11 protein-coding genes are annotated in these 18,840 nt (G+C 54.0%); 5 read left to right on the top strand and 6 right to left on the bottom strand.

The genetic code is table 11. The features are described from left to right. Positions 1-57: 57 nt before the first annotated feature. The 3 genes from polA to HS100_20950 all read left to right on the top strand — a co-directional run bounded on the left by polA (position 58) and on the right by HS100_20950 (position 6,498). Entirely contained in the window at positions 58-2,865 is a 2,808-nt protein-coding gene (gene polA, locus HS100_20940; GenBank protein ID MBE7436395.1) for a DNA polymerase I, read from the top strand. Positions 2,866-2,946: 81 nt separating this feature from the next. Then, positions 2,947-5,262, top strand: a complete 2,316-nt coding sequence (locus HS100_20945) for a tetratricopeptide repeat protein (protein MBE7436396.1) — start codon at positions 2,947-2,949, stop codon at positions 5,260-5,262. 195 nt (positions 5,263-5,457) lie between these two features. Continuing rightward, positions 5,458-6,498, top strand: a complete 1,041-nt coding sequence (locus HS100_20950) for a COX15/CtaA family protein (protein ID MBE7436397.1) — start codon at positions 5,458-5,460, stop codon at positions 6,496-6,498. A 32-nt stretch (positions 6,499-6,530) separates the two neighbouring features. On the opposite strand, the gene HS100_20955 is transcribed toward HS100_20950, so the two are convergent. The 6 genes from HS100_20955 to HS100_20980 all read right to left on the bottom strand — a co-directional run bounded on the left by HS100_20955 (position 6,531) and on the right by HS100_20980 (position 13,927). Continuing rightward, positions 6,531-6,725, bottom strand: coding sequence for a hypothetical protein (locus tag HS100_20955; protein MBE7436398.1), 195 nt, complete (start codon positions 6,723-6,725; stop codon positions 6,531-6,533). After that, complete coding sequence (locus tag HS100_20960; protein MBE7436399.1) at positions 6,722-7,717, bottom strand: ABC transporter ATP-binding protein; 996 nt, start codon at positions 7,715-7,717, stop codon at positions 6,722-6,724. The genes HS100_20955 and HS100_20960 overlap by 4 nt, the downstream gene beginning before the upstream one ends. Positions 7,718-7,841: 124 nt before the next feature. After that, entirely contained in the window at positions 7,842-8,801 is a 960-nt protein-coding gene (locus HS100_20965; protein MBE7436400.1) for an ABC transporter ATP-binding protein, read from the bottom strand. Between the two features lie 16 nt (positions 8,802-8,817). Next, positions 8,818-10,155 (bottom strand): ABC transporter permease, encoded by a 1,338-nt coding sequence (locus HS100_20970; protein MBE7436401.1) that lies wholly within the window; start codon positions 10,153-10,155, stop codon positions 8,818-8,820. 2 nt (positions 10,156-10,157) lie between these two features. Next, positions 10,158-11,279 (bottom strand): ABC transporter permease, encoded by a 1,122-nt coding sequence (locus HS100_20975; protein MBE7436402.1) that lies wholly within the window; start codon positions 11,277-11,279, stop codon positions 10,158-10,160. Positions 11,280-11,341: 62 nt separating this feature from the next. Continuing rightward, positions 11,342-13,927: an ABC transporter substrate-binding protein gene (locus tag HS100_20980; protein MBE7436403.1), complete on the bottom strand. Its 2,586-nt coding sequence runs from the start codon at positions 13,925-13,927 to the stop codon at positions 11,342-11,344. A gap of 379 nt (positions 13,928-14,306) precedes the next feature. Here HS100_20980 and HS100_20985 point away from each other — a divergent pair, with 379 nt between their 5' ends. Then, positions 14,307-18,074, top strand: coding sequence for a GAF domain-containing protein (locus HS100_20985; GenBank protein MBE7436404.1), 3,768 nt, complete (start codon positions 14,307-14,309; stop codon positions 18,072-18,074). Beyond that, positions 18,071-18,739 (top strand): response regulator transcription factor, encoded by a 669-nt coding sequence (locus tag HS100_20990; GenBank protein MBE7436405.1) that lies wholly within the window; start codon positions 18,071-18,073, stop codon positions 18,737-18,739. The genes HS100_20985 and HS100_20990 overlap by 4 nt, the downstream gene beginning before the upstream one ends. Positions 18,740-18,840 lie beyond the last annotated feature (101 nt).

Consider the following 18,840-nt stretch of genomic DNA (forward strand, 5'->3'; position numbering starts at 1 on the left):
TTTTGTTTTATCTCTCAATCCATTTTTTCACCGATCATTGATTAATTGGAAACTGACATGCCTCCCACCCTTTACCTTATCGACGGTCACGCTCTTGCCTATCGAATGTATTTCGCCTTAACCGCTGGCGGCGGGAATGTCTCACGCTGGCTGACCTCCAAGGGCGAGCCGACAGCCGGAATTTACGGCTTTGCGCGCGAGCTGGTGCGAGTGCTGGAGCAGGAAAGACCGGAGTATCTTGCTGTTGCATTCGATGTGGGAAAAACTTTCCGTGATGAGATCTACCCTGAATACAAAGCCACGCGGGAGAAGATGCCCGATGACCTGCGCTCGCAGATCACACGCATCCGTGAGATGGTGGATCTGTTCAATATCCCGCGCCTCGAGATGGACGGCTTCGAAGCTGACGATGTATTAGGCAGCGTCGCAAGAATCGCTGCGGAGAAAGGTTTGGGCGTCAAGATCATCACCGGCGACCGGGATTTATTGCAACTGGTCAATGAAAGGACGTCTGTCTATCTCGCGGGCGACGACCAAACCTACGTCACCGATGCGGATGTGGTCAAGAAACTCGGCGTTCGCCCGAATCAGGTCGTGGATTACAAAGCCATCGTCGGCGATACCTCCGATAACATCCCCGGCGTGAAAGGTGTGGGCGAAAAGACGGCGGTCACCCTGCTCGAGAAGTTTGGCACGCTCGATGCCATCTATGCGAATCTCGCTCAAGTTGAAAAACGCTGGCAGGGAAAATTCGAATCAAGCAAGGACACTGCCTACATGAGCCGCGACCTGGCGCAGATCAAAACGGACTTGAGGATCAAGTTCGATTTCGAACATGCCAAGGTCCAGCCTTTCGACGGGACGAAACTGGAGGATTTTTTCAAGGAGATGGAATTCAAATCGCTGTTGAGCAAGGTCCCGGTCATCAGCGGCACAGCGCCTTCTGCCGACTCCGCCCCATCAGCGAAAACGGGCAAGACCAAAGCCGGGCAGATGTCCATGTTCGCGGAGGAAGCCGCGCCGATCGCGGTCGAGATCAGGCCGTCGAACATCGAAGTCATCATCGTCGACACCACAGACAAGCTGAAAAAACTTGCTCAGGAACTGAATAACGCCAAGGTCATTTCATTCGATACGGAGACAACCGATACCGATGAAATGAAAGCGGACCTGGTCGGCATTTCTCTCGCAGTCAGGGAAGGCCAGGGATATTACATTCCCGTCGGTCACACGGCGGGAAATAACCTTCCGCTCGATAAGGTCATCGACGCCCTCACGCCTGCGATGACCAGGCAAAATACAGGCAAACTTGCACACAACGCCAAATACGATTACATCGTACTGGCACGTCACGGGTTGACCGTTACACCGTTGACTTTCGACACCATGCTTGCGGAATTCATCGTCGATCCATCATCGCGCAATCTGGGCTTGAAGAATCTCTCCGAGTTCAGGCTGGGCAACCAAATGACCCACATCGAAGAATTGATCGGCAAGGGAAAGAAACAGGTCAGCATGGCGGAGATCGCGGTCGAGCCTGTTGCCAATTACGCCGCCGCCGATGCAGAGACCACCTTGCGTCTCATGCCCATCGAAGAAAAAGAGCTCAAGCGTGTGAACGGGCAAAAGATCCTCGACGAGATCGACATGCCGCTCACGCCCGTCCTTGCCAAAATGGAAATGACCGGCGCTTTGATCGACACAAAGTTCTTCGGGCAGATGTCGAATGAACTGGCAAATCGCCTCGGAGAGATCGAAAAGGAAATCTACGCTCACGCCGGAAAAACCTTCAACATCAATTCACCGCAGCAATTGTCGGATGTGCTTTTCAACCATTTGCGCCTCGAACCGCCCGATAAGGGACGCAAGACCTCCACAGGCTTCTTTTCCACCTCAGCCGATGTACTCGACTCCATGCGCGGCCAGCACCAGGTGATGGATTTCATCCTCGAACACCGCGAACTCTCGAAACTCAAATCAACTTATGTGGACGCACTGCCCGCAGCGATCAACCCGAACACAGGGCGAGTCCATACCTCGTACAGCCAGATCGGCGCGGTGACCGGGCGGCTCTCGTCCAACAACCCAAATCTGCAGAACATCCCCATCCGCACTGAAACAGGAAGGCGGGTGCGCAACGGGTTTATAGCCGATAAAGGCAACCTGCTTCTCTCCGTGGATTATTCGCAGATCGAACTGCGGATCGTTGCGCATATGGCGCAGGATGAAGCCATGCTCGCAGCCTTCCGCGCAGGAGAAGACATTCACGCCACAACAGCGGCGGCGGTCTATGACATTCCGCTGGAGAACGTCGGCAAGGATATGCGGCGCCATGCCAAGGCGATCAATTTCGGCTTGATCTACGGTATGTCTGCGTTCGGATTGACCCGCTCCACGGACCTGACCCTCGCCGAGGCGGAGGAGTTCGTCAAAGCCTATTTCAGGAAATTCCCCGGCATTAAAAAATATCTGGATGGAATCCGGCGGCAAGCTACGGAGATCGGCTACGTGGAAACCCTGCTTGGCCGCAGGCGATACTTCCCGGTCTTGCAGACCAGGACAAACGTCCAGATTAAGAACCGCGAGGAAAGGGAGGCGATCAATGCGCCGATTCAAGGCACAGCGGCGGATATCATGAAGATCGCAATGATAAAGATCCCGCCCGCATTGAAGCAATCCGGCTTGAGCGCGAAAATGCTCCTTCAGGTGCATGATGAATTGGTGTTGGAAGTCCCGAAAAACGAGATCTCCGAAACAGCCGATGTCGTCCGCGAGACGATGGCGAACGCCTACCCAATGAGCATCCCATTGGAGACCGAGGCGCGCGCCGGCTTGAATTGGGGCGAGATGACCGTTCTCGATTAATGTTGTTCGGCTGATATAAAGTCAAGGTTATAATTGCATAACCGTAATGAGACATTCAACCCGGTGAAGTAAAATATCCCCATGCCCGGACGAGACGATATTTTTCAGAAATCCATGAACGAGGGACACTCCGCTGCGTGGGATCAGGAGTGGCCTAAAGCCGCGGCGGCGTATCGACGCGCCCTCGAAGAATTTCCCGACAATCCCAAGGCGTTGAACAGCCTCGGGCAGGCATTGCATCAACTCAACCAGGTGGATGAGGCGCTGCAGATCTATTTGCGCGCAGTAAAGGTTTCACCCGACGATCCTGTGCCGATGGAAAAAGTGGCGCAACTTTCAGAACGCGTCGGCGATCTGAAGACCGCCATGGAAGCCGCCATCCGTGCGGGCGATCTATTTCTAAAACAACGCGATCCGGAAAAAGCGCTGCAAAACTGGGTGCATGTGACAAGCATCAACCCCGAACACGCCATCGCGCATTCGCGCCTGGCGCAGGTACATGAGAAACTCGGTCACAACCAGCAGGCGGCGATGGAGTATCTTGCCATTGCCAGCGTCCTCCAGCGCGCGGGCAACGCGGAAAAAACGCAGGAAATGGTGAACAAGGCGCAATCCCTCGTGCCGAACAGCGCCGAAGTCAAACAGGCGCAAACCCTGCTCAGAACCGGACAATTATTGCCCAAACCGATTCGCGCCAAAGGCGGGACGGGACCGATCCGCATGGCTCAGGTCAAGCAATTGGAGACAGTTCCCCGCAGCAAAGCCGCCTCCGGCCTGGACCCGGTCATGGAGGCGCGCCAAAAGGCTTTGACCCAACTGGCAGAGTTACTCTTCGATTTCTCCGATGAAAGCAGTCCCGCCGCCCAGGATCGCAAGGGGATCTCCGCCATCATGCGCGGGACCGGCTCCCTCTCGGCTCAGTCTGAACAGATCAAAGTGGTCCTTCATCTTGGTCAAGCCATTGATGCTCAATCGAAGGGCAACGACTCGCTTGCGGCGGAGGAAATGGAAGCCGCGCTCAACGCCGGGTTCAGCAGTTCCGCGCTGTACTTCAATCTCGGTTATTTACGCTTCAAAGTGGAGCGGTTCGAAAGCGCCCAGCGCGTCCTTCAAAACTCCGTCAAACACGAGGATTATGGCCTTGCATCCCGGCTGTTGATCGGGGATATTATTTCAAGAAAAGGCGCATTCCGCGAGGCAGCGACCGAATACCTCGAAGCCTTGAAATTTGCCGATGCCATGACCGCTCCCCCGGAACAGGCCGACGACATCCGCCAGCAATACGAACCGCTGATCGAGTCCTACCAAAGTCAGACAGACGAAGCCACGCTCCGCAAAGTCTGCACAAATGTCAAGGACCTTCTGCTACGGGACGACTGGCGCGAACAGCTGTATAAGGTCCGCGAACAAATGCCCAAACCGGATGGCAGCCTCCCGGCACCGCTGGCGGATATGATCCTCCAGGCGCAATCCAGTTCGGTGCTTGAATCGATGAACCGGATCAACCAGCTGGCGCGCATGGGCAGTCTGCGTTCCGCCATGGGCGAAGCTTATGATGCGCTCCAGAGCGCTCCCACCTACCTGCCTCTTCATATCCTCATGGGCGACCTGCTTGTCCAGCAGGGACAAACAACCGATGCGATCAACAAGTTCAGCGTGGTGGCGCATGCCTACAGCGTTCGCGGCGAGGTCCTGCAAGCCACAAAACTGTTCCGCCGCATCATCCAGATCTCGCCAATGGATATGGGTGCGCGCAGCAGACTGATCGAACAACTTGTGGCGCGCGGCCAGGTGGACGATGCCATTCAGGAACATCTTGAACTCGCCGCCATTTACTACCGCCTCGCTGAACTCGATATGGCGCGCAAGACATATACGAACGCATTACGCCTCGTTCAGCAGGGCAGCGCCAGCCGTGATTGGAATATCCACATCCTTCAACGCATGGCGGACATCGATATGCAGAGACTGGACTGGAAGCAGGCTTTGCGTGTTTTCGAGCAGATCCGTACATTGACCCCCGATGATGATGCGGTCCGCAGGCAATTGATCGAGTTGAACACCCGCATGGGTCAGCAAGAGCGCGCTTTGAGCGAGCTCGAGGGATACATAACCCATCTTGAAAACCAGAACAAGAAGGACCTTGCGCTTTCCTTCATGGAGGAACTTGTCCGCGAACATGACGACCAGAGTGTGTATAAACGCACATTGGCGGCATTACTGCATCGCATGGGACGCACGAATGAAGCGGTTCCCATCCTCGACCAATTGGGCGATGTCCTGATCGAAAAGGGAGACAAGCCGGGTGCCATGGATGTGATCAGCCAGATCGTGTTGATGAATCCACCGAACGTGGAAGATTACCGCGCGCTTCTGAACCAGTTAAGAAACGGATAAGACCGACGCATAAAAAACAATGTGGATGCGTCGTCAGCGAACGCATACCGCAGGGTCGATGAACCCGCAAGGCAACATCGGCTATGCGGTTTTTTTATTCTCGTGACATCCTGTCATAACAATTGTGACAAATGTTCCGGCAGGCGGTAATACCGAAGATGTATAATCCCAACAACTTAATTTCGGAGAACTCATATGCCAAAAACCCAAAATCCCGCTGTGATGAAATGGTTGTTCATCTTCACTATTGTCGTGGCGTTCCTTGTTGTTTTCGGGGGGCTCGTCCGCCTCACCCGGTCCGGGTTATCCATCGTGGAATGGAACCCCATCAGCGGGGTGATCCCGCCCATCGGTCAGCAGGCCTGGGAGCAGGAGTTCGCCAAATATCAATCGACGCCCGAATACATCAAGATCAACAAAGGCATGACACTGGGAGAATATCAATTCATCTTCTACATGGAATGGATCCATCGCATCGTTGCCCGTCTTGCAGGTCTGTTCTATGCGATCCCTGTCTTTTACTTCCTCTTTAAGAAGACCATCCCGTTCAAGGAATTCGGCGTTTACTTCGTGATGGGCCTGCTTTTCATTGGGCAGGCATTCATGGGCTGGTACATGGTCGCCAGCGGGCTGGTCGACCGGCCCTCTGTCAGCCATTTTCGTTTGACCACCCACCTGCTCTTCGCGCTGGCTTTGTTCAGCCTCGCCTTATGGACGGCACTTGGTCATAAATACGGGTTCCTCGATCCCTCAAAGAAAGCGAAATGGTCGTTCGCCTCCAAGTTTGCGCTATTCTCAACGGTAGTATTACTGATTCAGATCGCCTACGGCGGTATGACGGCAGGTCTCAAAGCAGGTCACGTTTCAGACACCTGGCCTCTTATGTTCGGGAAATGGATCCCTCCCAACCTTTTCAATTCATGGATAGATCTTCTCGAGACGCCACAGACCATCGTCTTCATCCATCGCTGGTTTGCGTGGCTGGGATTGCTTCTCGTGCCATACGCCTACTATCTGGTGAAGAAACAAAATTTCCCCGCCGATATTCAAAAAGGACTCCTTTGGCTGATCGGCGTGGTGGCTTTGCAGATCACATTGGGCGTGTTGACCATACTTTCCTATGTTAATATCGTGATCGCATTGCTTCACCAAGCCAATGCAATCCTTCTCTTTGGTCTGGCGATATACTTCATCCATCGCTTCCGCACCTTGGATGAGGCAATGACAACCAAGTGAAATGTAAGAGGACCCTGATGGATTTGAATCCCTCAGGGTCTTTTTTTCGTCCATTGCGCAAGCCCGACCGTGCCGAGCGCAAGTCCAAGCGTGGAAGAAGCCGACGAAATGAAGATCAATGGAAAGGTCGGCTCGAGCATTTTTATGACCATCATAAAGGGGAGGATCACGCCCGAGAATAACAGGATCACGCCCAATCCAAGCTGGAAGCGGGAATTCGTCTTCATGGCTGATACAACCAACATGCAACGAGATGCCCGGGTTCTGGTTCAAAGTCAATCGGCTCCTTTTCGTCGCACAAACCGACCATCGCCCGGGAGCACCTTGGATGAAAGCGGCAGCCTTTCGGCGGGTTGACCAAACTCGGCGGCTCACCGGGCGGGACCTCTTTGAACGATTCAGCGTTCGCGGCATCAGGGTCGGAAGTGGCTGCGAGCAAGGCATGCGTATACGGATGAAGCGGATTTTGAAGCAGACGACGCGTGTCAGCCTTTTCGATCAGGTTGCCCGCATACATTACGAAGATCCGTTGGGAAAAATATTTCACGGTCGAGAGATCGTGCGTGATGTAGATCACAGAAAGACCATGGGACTCTTGCAGGGCGCGCATGAGCTTGAGGATTTCCACGCGGACCGAGGCGTCGAGCATGGAGACCGGCTCGTCAGCGACGATCAACTTCGGTTCACGCAGCATGGCACGCGCGATCACGATGCGTTGCTGCTGCCCGCCGCTCAACATGTGCGGGAACTTGTGCAGGAAATCCTCGATCGGATGCAGTTTCACCTCTGTCATCACTTTTCGGATTCGAGAGAGACGTTCCGTCTTATCCGTCATCCCGCTGATGATCAAAGGTTCCTCCAATATCTTTTGCACGTTCATGAACGGGGGCAGGGCGCCGTACGGATCCTGCTGAACATACCCGATCTTGAACCGATAATCTCTCAATCCATCCCCTTTCAACTCGGTGAGATCATCGCCGTCGAAAATGACCCGGCCGCTCGTGGGAATGTTCAAGCCGAGTATGGTCTTCATCAGTGACGATTTTCCGCAGCCCGACTCACCGACAACTGCCACTGTTTCCCCTTCCGCCAAGTCAAAGCTGACGTTATCCACGGCCTTGACGTGCCCCACCACACTGAACCCAAAGCGGCGCAATTCATACCACACATGCAAGTCTTGGATCGAAAGCAGGGTTTCCACGGGGTCTTGAATTTTCATCGCCATTCGTTTTGCCTCTTGTAGCTCAGTAATCATGATCCTTGCTCCGAATCCGTCTGTGTATCAGGGAATCGTCGCTGCCCGGGAGCGCAACCGAAACCCGCCAGCAATCCCATCGGGGTTTTCATTGACGAAGCCAGCATTTAACTTTACGCTTTCCCATTTGAATGATAGGCGGCTCTTCATCGCACTTCTCGAAACGGAACGGACAGCGCGCCGCAAAGCGGCATCCCTTCGGCGGGTTGATGAGACTCGGCGGCTGCCCGGTGATGAACATCGGGTCAGATTCACTGCGCAGACGCGGAACGCTTGCCATGAGCATCTGGGAATACGGGTGAAGCGGCGCTGGAAAAAATTCCCTTGCCTCTCCCGTTTCCACAACCTGACCGGCGTACATGATTGCGACCTCATCGGCAAGTTCGCTTGAAGTGGCAATGTCATGCGTAATAAGGATGAACGACGTGCCAAGTTCATGCTTGATGCGCTTGAGCACGTTCATGATGTTCGCCTGGGTGAGCAGGTCCAAAGCCGAGGTCGGCTCATCGAGGATGATGAGATTCGGCGAAGTGACCAGCGCCATTGCCAATGCCACGCGCTGACGCATCCCGCCGCTGAGTTCGAACGGGTAACGATTGATGAAGTCGGCGGGCACACCGACGTGCTGGAACATCTTCTTTACGATGCCCAACGCCTCAGCCTTCCCCACCCCGAGATGAAGCATAGCGGGTTCCGAGACCTGATCCCCGACAGTCAAAACAGGATTGAGGGAATTCATCGCGGCTTGCGGCACAAGCGACATTCCCACCCATCGCACGCTCTGTCGGTACTCTTCATCGGTGAAGGCCATGATGTCCTTTCCCTTCAAAAAGAGTTTTCCATCGTAGGACGCGACATTGCGCGGGAGAAGTCGCAGCATCGCTTTGGAAAGCGAGGTCTTTCCGCAGCCCGATTCGCCAAGGATGACCACTGCGCGGTGAAAGTCAAGTTCCAGGTCCACGCCGTCCACCGCCTGCACGATCCCGGTCTGGGTACGGAAGTGTAGTTTGAGATTTTTTACTTCAAGAAGTTGTGACGCACCATTCATTCGAATCATCCAGGGATCAGGCATCCCGTAGTCGCGGGTTGAAAATGCGGTCGAGCACAAAGCCGAGAAATGCAAAGGCAAGGCCGGTAATGACGAGTAAAACTGCGGGCTCCAACACCCAGTAGTAATACCCCTTGTACAATGCCCCGTTCGCCTGCGCATCCTGGATGATCTTGCCCCAGGTCGGCAGGACAGGGTCGCCGAGACCTATGACTGCAAGCGAAGCTTCGAGAAACACAAAAGCGGGCACTGCCTGGACGAGACTGGGAATTAGCAGGGGAATCATGCGCGGGATGAGATATGTGAAAATGATCCTTCCATTCCCTGCGCCATACGCCTTCGCCGCCTCGATGTACATGGACTCCTTGACCTGCAAGAACACGGCACGGTAGGCAAGGATGGCTCCGGTAAAGATGCTCAAAATAATCGTCGCGCCCAGGATGACCCAGATGCTTCGGGAATAGAAAGTGCCGATCATGATCATCAGGGCGAAAAAGGGAAGCACAAGATTCACCTCAGTGATGCGCTGGATCAACTGGTCGATCCACGTTCCATACCAGGTGCCGATGGCGGCTATGGTCATGGTTAGGACAGAAGTTCCGATCGCAGCCATAAGTCCAAATGCCAGAGCGACGGGCGCGCCCCAAAGAAGTGGAAGTGTCAGATCGCGGCGGGCATGATCTGTACCAGCCAGACCAAACACCTGTCCATGCACGACAAACTCCACATCGAGGTTCGAGTCGGGTTCGAATGTTGTTCCAGTGATGACCAGTTGATACTGCCCTTTCATGACTTTGCCGGTTTCCGGGTCGGAGAACAAGGCAGGGATGGTCTCCTCTGCCCGAAGTTTGAGAGCCAGTTTCTCATCCTGGGAGAAGCGATATGTGAATTTCTCTCCCACAGCGAAATTCGAAATACGCATCGTCCTTCCATCCGGTGTGATCCACTCAATGGAGAGAAATGGCTGCTTTTTGGCGTATGCCGAATCAACGTACAAGAGCATTTCCTGCGGATAAACGTCATACGCGAAATCGAACGTGTGCGTCATTGTGTAAGTTGTGATGTCGTCGCCGCCCGGCGTCGCAGTTTTTTCAATACCACCGTCCACAGTGCTCACGGCAAATGATTCGGAAAATTTCCGGCTGGAAAACAGGTTGAACCAGGTTGGAGGCGCGAATTTCGGATTGCGATACCAGACCTCCTCGCCTCCACGCCACAAGCGGATCGCTTCAGCGTACGGAATGGCGATCACCGTGTAGATCGAGACGACCACTAAAAGGGCGATCACGAAGATGCCAGCCATGGCGGAAGGGTATTGAAGCAATTTCCTGAAAGAGGAACCGATCATGTTCATCATCAATTACCGATCCTCACGCGCGGATCGACCGCCGCGTAAACAAAATCGAGCAGAAAAACCGTGAGGGCGAGCATGTAAGCATAGATGATCGTCGAACCCACGATAATGGGTGTGTCGTACAAGCCTATCGCCTGGAACAGGGTTCGTCCGAGACCGGGCCACAAGAAGACGGTTTCTGTAAACAATGCACCCGTCCACAAACTGATGATGAGAAGGGAAAAATTGGTGATGATATTCGGCAGGGTAGGCCGCAGGATATAACGACGCTCTATATCCCTTGCCTGCAAACCCTTGGCGCGCGCCATGTCCACATAATCTTCGCTGGAATAGATGAGGAAGAAGGTGCGATAGTTGTACACGCTCAAGAAGAATGAACTGATGACGAGCGCCCCGCCCGGCAGAAGAAGATGTTTCAAGACGCTCATAGCGTAATCGAAGGTGTTGGCAGGGGGTGGAGAATCGACCATTCCGCCAAATGGGAGAACCTTAAAACCTGCCGCAAAGATCAGTATCAAAAAGATTCCATAAAACCAGGGGGGAACAGCCGATGTGGGCGAGAAAGCAATGACAAGTTTGTCCCAAAAACTTCCGTAGTTGCGGGAAAGGTTGAGAGCGAAGAATATGCTCGAAAAGAATAAAAATAATTGCGATGTGCCCATCAATAGAAGCGTGGCAGGCAGGCGCTCGAGCAGAATGAGGCGCACCTGTTTCGAGCCGCTGTCGCTTGTGATGTTGATCGCCCGCCCAAGATCGAGTTTTAATGCGTTGACAAGATGACGGGCGTTGCGTATCGCAATGGGCGTATCCAATCCGCGCCGTTTTTCTTCAAGCGCCACCTGGTCATCGATCAATTTCCTGCGCGCGTCAGGGTCCATGTTCCGATAGGCGGGGTTGTTCGCAACCGATTGCGTGACCGCATCTCGAATCTGACCCTTGATGATGTTATCCACATAACCGCCCATGTTGGCGATCAAGATCGTCAAATACACGCCGATCACGACGGTAATGAACAGGGTCATCAGGCGAACGACAACATATCGCGCCATGCGCGTGAATGTTTTCAGGGCGGCGCCTCCCCAGCTTGTGGACTTTTCAATTGGAATCGGTGAAACAGCCGACATACAACCTCGCTTGAGTTTCAGGGCGGGACTCGCGCCCCGCCCTGATTGAATTGCAAAGGAACTTATTTCACGACCACGAACTCGAAGGAAGTGAAAGCGGGAATCGCAACCGGGATCGGGACGACCGCCACTTCGAGCTTGGCAGAGCCCGTCTCGAGTTTGGATGTGGCATCCGCATCCAGCGCGACCTGGAACAGCCCCTCACCCACAGCTTCCGCGTCGCCGACAGCAAGCACGTCACCCGCACTGCCGTACAGGATGTACTTGACCTGTTTGATATCCTGGTTGGCATAGGCATCGTCCTTGAAGTTGATGGTCACATCAAATGACGCTTCCTGCCCGGCTGTCACCTGACCTGGTCCGTCAAGGACGACTGTTGCGCGCTTTGGATCTTTGAACGAAGACCAGCGGTCGGCAAAGTCCGGGAACTCCGTGTTGTTCTTGAGCACAAGCGATTTCTCGGTGGTAAAGACCTGGTCGAGATAATACGGACCTGTTCCGACCCAGAAATGACCGTGATCGTCGTACCACTTCGACATGTTCTCATACCGCAAAGCGACTTCTTCCGGGGTCAAAAACTGGCTTAGGGTCGCTTCATAGGGAACGAATCCTTCCGACTGCGCCTGGTCGAGATACTTCTTCATAACCTCCAGGCTCGGACCGCCCACCCAACTCATCTGCTCGACCTTCAACGCGTCGGCTTTATCGGATGAGTAGGTCAATTCGCCAGCGGCTTCTGCAAGATTGGAAACAGCCAAGGTCTGCCAGTTGTTTTCGCCGGAGAGTCCGGTTGGAGAACTGGGCCAGAGCGGCGCAACATTCAACTCCGCGTCTGCGGCGTAGGCGTCCGAATAGTATTCGATGGTCAGCGGATCCGTTGAGGTAATGCGCCATCCTTTGAAGGAAGGAAGGTAAGCATCCACGGAGAGAGCCGCAGATTCATCGTAAACAGCGCTCTCAGGCTTGCCGCGGTCGAGGAAGATGGCAAATGTCATCACAAAATCGGCAACAGAGATCGGACTTCCGTCGTGCCATTTGACCGTCTCATACAGGTCAGCCGGGTAAACGACCGTGCTTTTGGTCTTGGCAGTGACGCCATCCGGGAATTTTTCACCGGCGGTTATAAAGGTCTGGGAAGTCGCATCCCAATCCACCCAGGCGTCTTCAGGAACCGGGATCTCATCCACTTCCTGAACGTCCATCCAGCCAAGATTGTTGTCGGTAATGGGTAAACCGGTTTGATATTCCAATGACGCACTCTCGAAGCGATGAGGCCAGGCAAGCCCCGTATACGGGTCGCCCATTGCGCCGGAGGAATAACTCCCGCCGCTCGTTGTGCCCATGCTGGTGGCGCGCATGATATTGGAGTCCCAGACCCAGTTGCTACCGGCGATTGTGTTCCAGGGTTGGGTGAAGAGGTCATTCGTGCCAACATTCATCGTGCCGCCCTCTTGATCCACAAATCGAAGGTTGTAGTTGCCGAGGAATGCCGCTTCGTATCCCGCGCCCAGATCATAGGTTACCGAGACATTCGTGTTGTACGGAGCATATACGAGCTGATCCACCACCCATACGAACAGGGAATCTTCCAGCGCGAGTTCGAGCGCGCGCGCCATCATCTCATCCCGTTCTTCCTTGGTGTTGAAATTACCCTGGGCAAGGTCGTCGCCGAGATCCTGGAGTTCCGGGTCAGCCACATTGGAGATAAAAGGCTCGCTCGCTTGCACGCTGGTGGGCAGGTAATACTGCTGGATGTTGCCGCGCTCATCGCGGGTCAAACCGGAAGGAAGATAACCGGCGGTGTACAAATTCCATTGACCCTCTGAAGCGACAGAGCCAAGCCAGATCGGGAAAGCCTCAGAGGATGTCTTGTACTGGCGGTCTACCGTAAAACCGACTTCCTCCAATTGGTTCGACACATAATCACCCATCGGTTGACGTGTACCGTCGCCGTCGGAACGGATGAGGAAGATCAAGGTTACGGGCTCTCCGTTGAACTGCCACTTGCCATCATCGCCGAGGGCAGCGCCCATGGCTTCCATTTCTGCCGCGATCTGCGTGCGGGCTTTTTCGAGATCATACGCATACTTTGTCTCGAGGGCGCGAGCCGTCTCCACCAGGTTGGTGTATTCCACCAACTGCGTAGTGATCGGCAGGAGTTTGGGAAGTGAGCCGCCTCCATAAATTTCCTGGTTGACGTAATTGCGGTCGATCAACCAGTTCATCGCTTCGCGGATCTTGCTGTTCGAGAAGGGATTCAGGCGGGTGGCATCGTCGAAGACGGCCGGATTGAGACTCATGCCGTAATTCCCGCCGTAGGACTGGGTGTAATTCAATCCGGCATCCTTGATCTCTTGAAGGGAATTCGACGACAAGTTAAAGGAATAAAAATCGATCGCGCCAGCCTGCAATTGTGAGACGGCCGAATCAGATGAAACGACCGAAAATACGATCTCATCCAGCCAGCCACCCTGGCGTTCGGTGGTAGGAACTTCTTCCGTGGGTTCCGCCGCGGGTGCATCGGTTGCTGCGGGTTCGCCTGTAGTGGCAGGTTCCTGCGGCATCTCCGTTGCGGGTGCACAGGCAGCCAGCAACAAGCCGAGGATGACGAGCAGGCTGAGGGCTTTAAAAGCGTTTTTTACTTTCATTCTCTTATACTCCTTATTGGATTTTGAAAACGGTCGTTCGGAATGTTTCGATAGGTCAGCACGCACCTCCTTGCTTCGGTTGGACAGGAGGCGGAAGCCGGTCATCGACCCGCGTTCCGCCTCCTTCTCGACTGCGGTTTTTTCTTCTTGGAGGAAAACCTTCCGCATGCATCCATCTTACAGAACGATGATGGAAATGTCATGCATCTATGCAATCGTATTCGCCCCTGAATTCGGATGGGTCTGTTTCAACCTCGCGGGGAATCAAATCCAACCAAATCATCAGCGAAAAACCACCCCGGGGAAGGGGGCATCAGACCTCCCGGAGTGGGAGCCGACAACGATTGGCCGCAAATAAATTGCTTATAATAATGGTGATATGAAAAAGTTCCGGATTCTCTGGTTTGTTATTCCCCTTCTGCTTGTGTTGCAGGCCTGCGGGACGGTCATCCCTGCGCCAACGCAGGAGGCTGAAGCCACCGCCTCTATTCCGGACCCGGTTCCTGATCCTGATCCAGAGGATACGTTCATTCCTTACGGGAAGAATATCCGCTTCGATCAGATCAGCCTCGAGGAGGGACTCTCTCAAAGTGTGGTCAATGTGATCATGCAAGACCGCAAGGGGTTCCTATGGATCGGCACCGATGACGGATTGAACCGCTACGACGGTTATTCGTTTACCGTTTTCAAACCTGATACGAACAATCCAGCCAGCCTGAACGACCGTTCCATCTCTGCCCTGGTGGAGGATCAACGGGGATATTTATGGATCGGAACGCGCCAGGGCGGATTAAATCGCTACGATCCCGTCAGCGGGAAGTTCGAGTACTATCTCCATGAAGACTCCGATGACGGAACCATCGCCAGTGATTCCATTCATAGCCTGTGTCTCGATGAGACCGGTTTGTGGATCGGCACGGATAACGGCCTAGATTTTCTGGAATTCGAAACCGGGGAGTTAACCCATTTCCATGTCTCCGAAGACACTCCGCCAGATGACCGCAGTCTGAGCAGCAACAACATCCGTGTGCTCTACAAAGACTCGAAGGGCTTGCTCTGGATCGGCACCGGCACAAGCGGCTTGAACGTGTATGACCCGCAAAACGGCACCTTCAAAGTATATAGTCACAACAGGAACGATTCCCAGACCATCAGCAGTAACAGGATTCTGAGCATAACCGAGGGGCGCGATGGCAGCATTTGGATCGGCACAGCGAACGGTTTGAATCAATTCAATCCATCTCGAAACGCGTTCAGGCGTTTCGAGAACTCGCGGTACAAGGAATTCAGTCTGGCAGGGAATATCGTCTACTCCCTGCACATTGACCAAACAGGTGGTTTATGGATCGGCACAAACAAGGGACTCGACCGTTTCGACCAGAATGGCAGCAAATTCATTCATCACCAAAGCCAGCCCGGGATTTCGAACAGCCTGAGCAATAATCAGGTTTTATCGATCTACGAGGATAGGAGCGGAGTGTTATGGATCGGGACCTTTGGCGGCGGATTGAACAAATACAACCGCCAACAGGACCGGTTTGCATATTTTCGACACAATCCCAACGACGATAACAGCCTTAACAGCAACTTTATCCTTGCCATTCTCGCAGAAGAAAAGGACAGGGTCTGGATCGGCACGTTGGATAATGGCTTGAATCGCTTCGAGCCTGCCACGGAAAAATTCACCCACTTCGTCAGCAACCCGGGTATCCCCGCGTCGTTAAGCGATAATTCGATCAATGCACTCTACATGGATTCAAGCGGGACCCTTTGGGTCGGGACAGGCGTTGCGCTAGACCAGTTCGACCCGGTCACAAGCAGATTTACCCATTATCAGCCCGAACCGACCAGCGAGTCTGAAAGCGCAAACATCTCCGTCTCCGCAATTTTTGAAGACTCGAGCAAACAACTTTGGGTGGGAACGAACCTGGGCTTGATGCTCTTCAACCGCAATACACATACCTTTACGGAATTCATCCTCGGCGAGGGCGGATCCGAAAACACCGCCCCATTTAACATTACATACCTCATCGAGGATGGGAACCGAAATCTCTGGGTGGGAACCTTCGACGACGGATTAAAACGCATCGACCTGGACGAGGGGATCGTCACTCACTTCCGAAGCGATCCCAACAATCGGAACTCCCTGAGCAATAACGCCATCCTTTGTCTTTACAAGGATGCAGGCGGCGCATTATGGATCGGCACTCATGGCGGAGGGCTTAACCGTCTGGACATCGCCAGTGAGACATTTACGCATTTCACAGAGAACGAAGGGCTGCCCAACAATGTGATCTACGGCATTCTGGAGGACGATTCAGGAAACCTCTGGCTCAGCACCAATTTCGGGCTATCGAGATTCGACTCGCGCTCACTGACCTTCCGCAACTTCACCGCGTCCGACGGTTTGCAAAGCAACGAGTTCAACCAGGACGCGTTTGCAAGGGACAGCGAGGGAAAGATGTATTTCGGCGGGATCAATGGGTTGAACGTTTTCCAGCCGCGTGAGATCAAGGACAATCCCTACCAGCCGAACGTCGCTCTCACCGCCGTCACAGTCGACGGCGAACCGTTTGCCGGAGAGCAAACGCCAGAATACATGGAGCGCATCGTCCTGCAATGGCCGCGCGACTCCTTCGAATTCGAGTTTGCCGCTTTCGCATTCGAACAACCGGGTAAGAATAAATACTCCTACATGCTCGAAGGGTTCGACCCCAACTGGATCGAGATCGGCGGTCAACGCAACGGCCGGTATACAAACCTTCCCGGCGGAACATACACCCTGAGACTGCGCGGAACGAACAGCGACGGCACCTGGAGCGAGATAGAAAAGCCCATCGAGGTGGTCGTTGTGCCGCCGTTCTGGGAGACGTGGTGGTTCGGCGGATTGTTAATCATGGCATTCGGAGCAATGGTGGCGGGCGGACTTCGCTGGCGGGTGAAGCGGGTGGAGAGCCGCAACCGGGAATTGGAGCGCCTGGTAAGACTCCGCACCGCCGACCTTGAAAAACGCAACAGCGAGATCGAAGCGCTTTATCTTGCCGATGAAAAAATCATCCGCAGCGTGACGCTGAACCACATCTTTCAAACTCTGGTGAACGTTTCCGTCTCCATGCTTCAGGCGGACCGAAGCGTGGTCTTTACATGGAATGAAGCCAGGCACAAGGTCGTGCCGCGCGTCAGTCAGGGTTTTCAACCGGAATCTCTCGATGCGTTGGTCTTCGATCGGAACGAAGGCATGATAGGACAGGCAATGAACACGGGCGATGCAGTGGTCATCGCGGATATCGATCCCGCAAACCTTCGGGAGGATATTCGTGCGGTTGTCGAGCGGGAAGGGATCCAATCTTTTGCGCATTTCCCGATCATTGTGGACGAGCGGGTCGTTGCCATTTTCAATGTGGCCTACACCCGCCCCAACGCCCTGACCAAAGACTCCATCCGCCTGTTCACAGCGCTGGTGAACCGGGCTTCGATGGCAATCGCCAACATGGAGCTATTCGACCAGACCCGCGAATTGGCCGTCATGGAGGAACGGAATCGCCTCGCCCGTGACCTACATGATAGCGCCAAACAGAAAGCCTTTGCCGCTCTTGCGCAGTTGGGTACGATCAATGTCATGGCAAAAGCCACCCCACTTGGCACCTCTCCTCACTTGAACGAGGCGGAAAACCTCGTTTATGAGGTGATCCAGGAATTGAACTTCCTTATTCAGGAAATCTATCCGATCGCCCTGCAGGAAAAGGGCCTGCCTGCTGTCTTGCGGGAATATGTCTTCGAGTGGGAAAACAGAAACGATGCCGTGATCAACCTGACGATTCAGAACGAACGCGAACTTCCGCTCGAGTTGGAGCAGGCAGTATACCGCGTCATCCAGGAAGCGCTTGCGAATGTCTCGCGTCACAGCCGCGCGAAACGGGTGGATCTTTCACTGGTTTATAATAACGACCTGCTTCAGGTCATCATGGCAGACGACGGGTGCGGTTTCGACGTCAACAAGAAGGCAACCGGGCTCGGCTTCCGGTCCATGCGCGAGCGGATCAGCAGCATACGCGGCACATTCCAGGTACAAAGCGCGCCGGGGCAGGGAACCCGAATCTTCATTCAGATTTCACTAAAAGCCACACCGACAGGAGTTTTGAAATGAAACATCATCGTGTGAGTATATTGATCGCAGACGACCACGAAGTGGTGCGAAGCGGGATTCGTTCGTACCTGGAAAAGATATCCGATTTTCAAGTGGTCGGCGAAGCGTCTTCCGGTGAGGAAACGTTGAGCATGGTCTCGGAATTGATCCCTGATATCGTCCTTCTCGACCTGATCATGCCCGGCATGGACGGGATCGAGACCACCCGGCGCATCCGGCAGATCAGCCCGCGCACCAAGGTGGTGGTCTTGACATCCTATCATGAGGATGTGCATATCTTCCCCGCATTAAAGGCGGGCGCGATCTCCTATATTCTCAAAGACATGAAAATGGACAAACTCGTGGAAGTCCTCCATAGAGCTGTGCAGGGTGAAGTGACCTTGCATCCGGTTGTGGCTTCGCGCGTGCTCCAGAATATCCGCGGCGAAAACGGCGAGGAGCAGCCGCTTTTTACCGAGTTGACCGACCGTGAGACCGATGTGTTGAAATTGATCGCAAACGGACTCACGAACAGCCAGATCGCTGAAAAACTCGTCATAAGCGAGAATACGGTCAAAGGGCATGTCAGTAACATATTGAGCAAACTGCATCTCGCCGACCGAACGCAAGCCGCGGTCTATGCCTGGCAGCAGGGTATTGTCAACAGGCAGAGCGCCGCGAAGTAAAAATTTCGCCAGCGTATCCTTAGAGAGTGTTTTATAAATCCTGTTTTGTGCCTTATAACACGTTATTTTTGTCATTTCGACGAGCGATAGCGAGGAGAAAT

This window comes from Anaerolineales bacterium (assembly GCA_015075725.1).
Taxonomy (GTDB): domain Bacteria; phylum Chloroflexota; class Anaerolineae; order Anaerolineales; family Villigracilaceae; genus Villigracilis.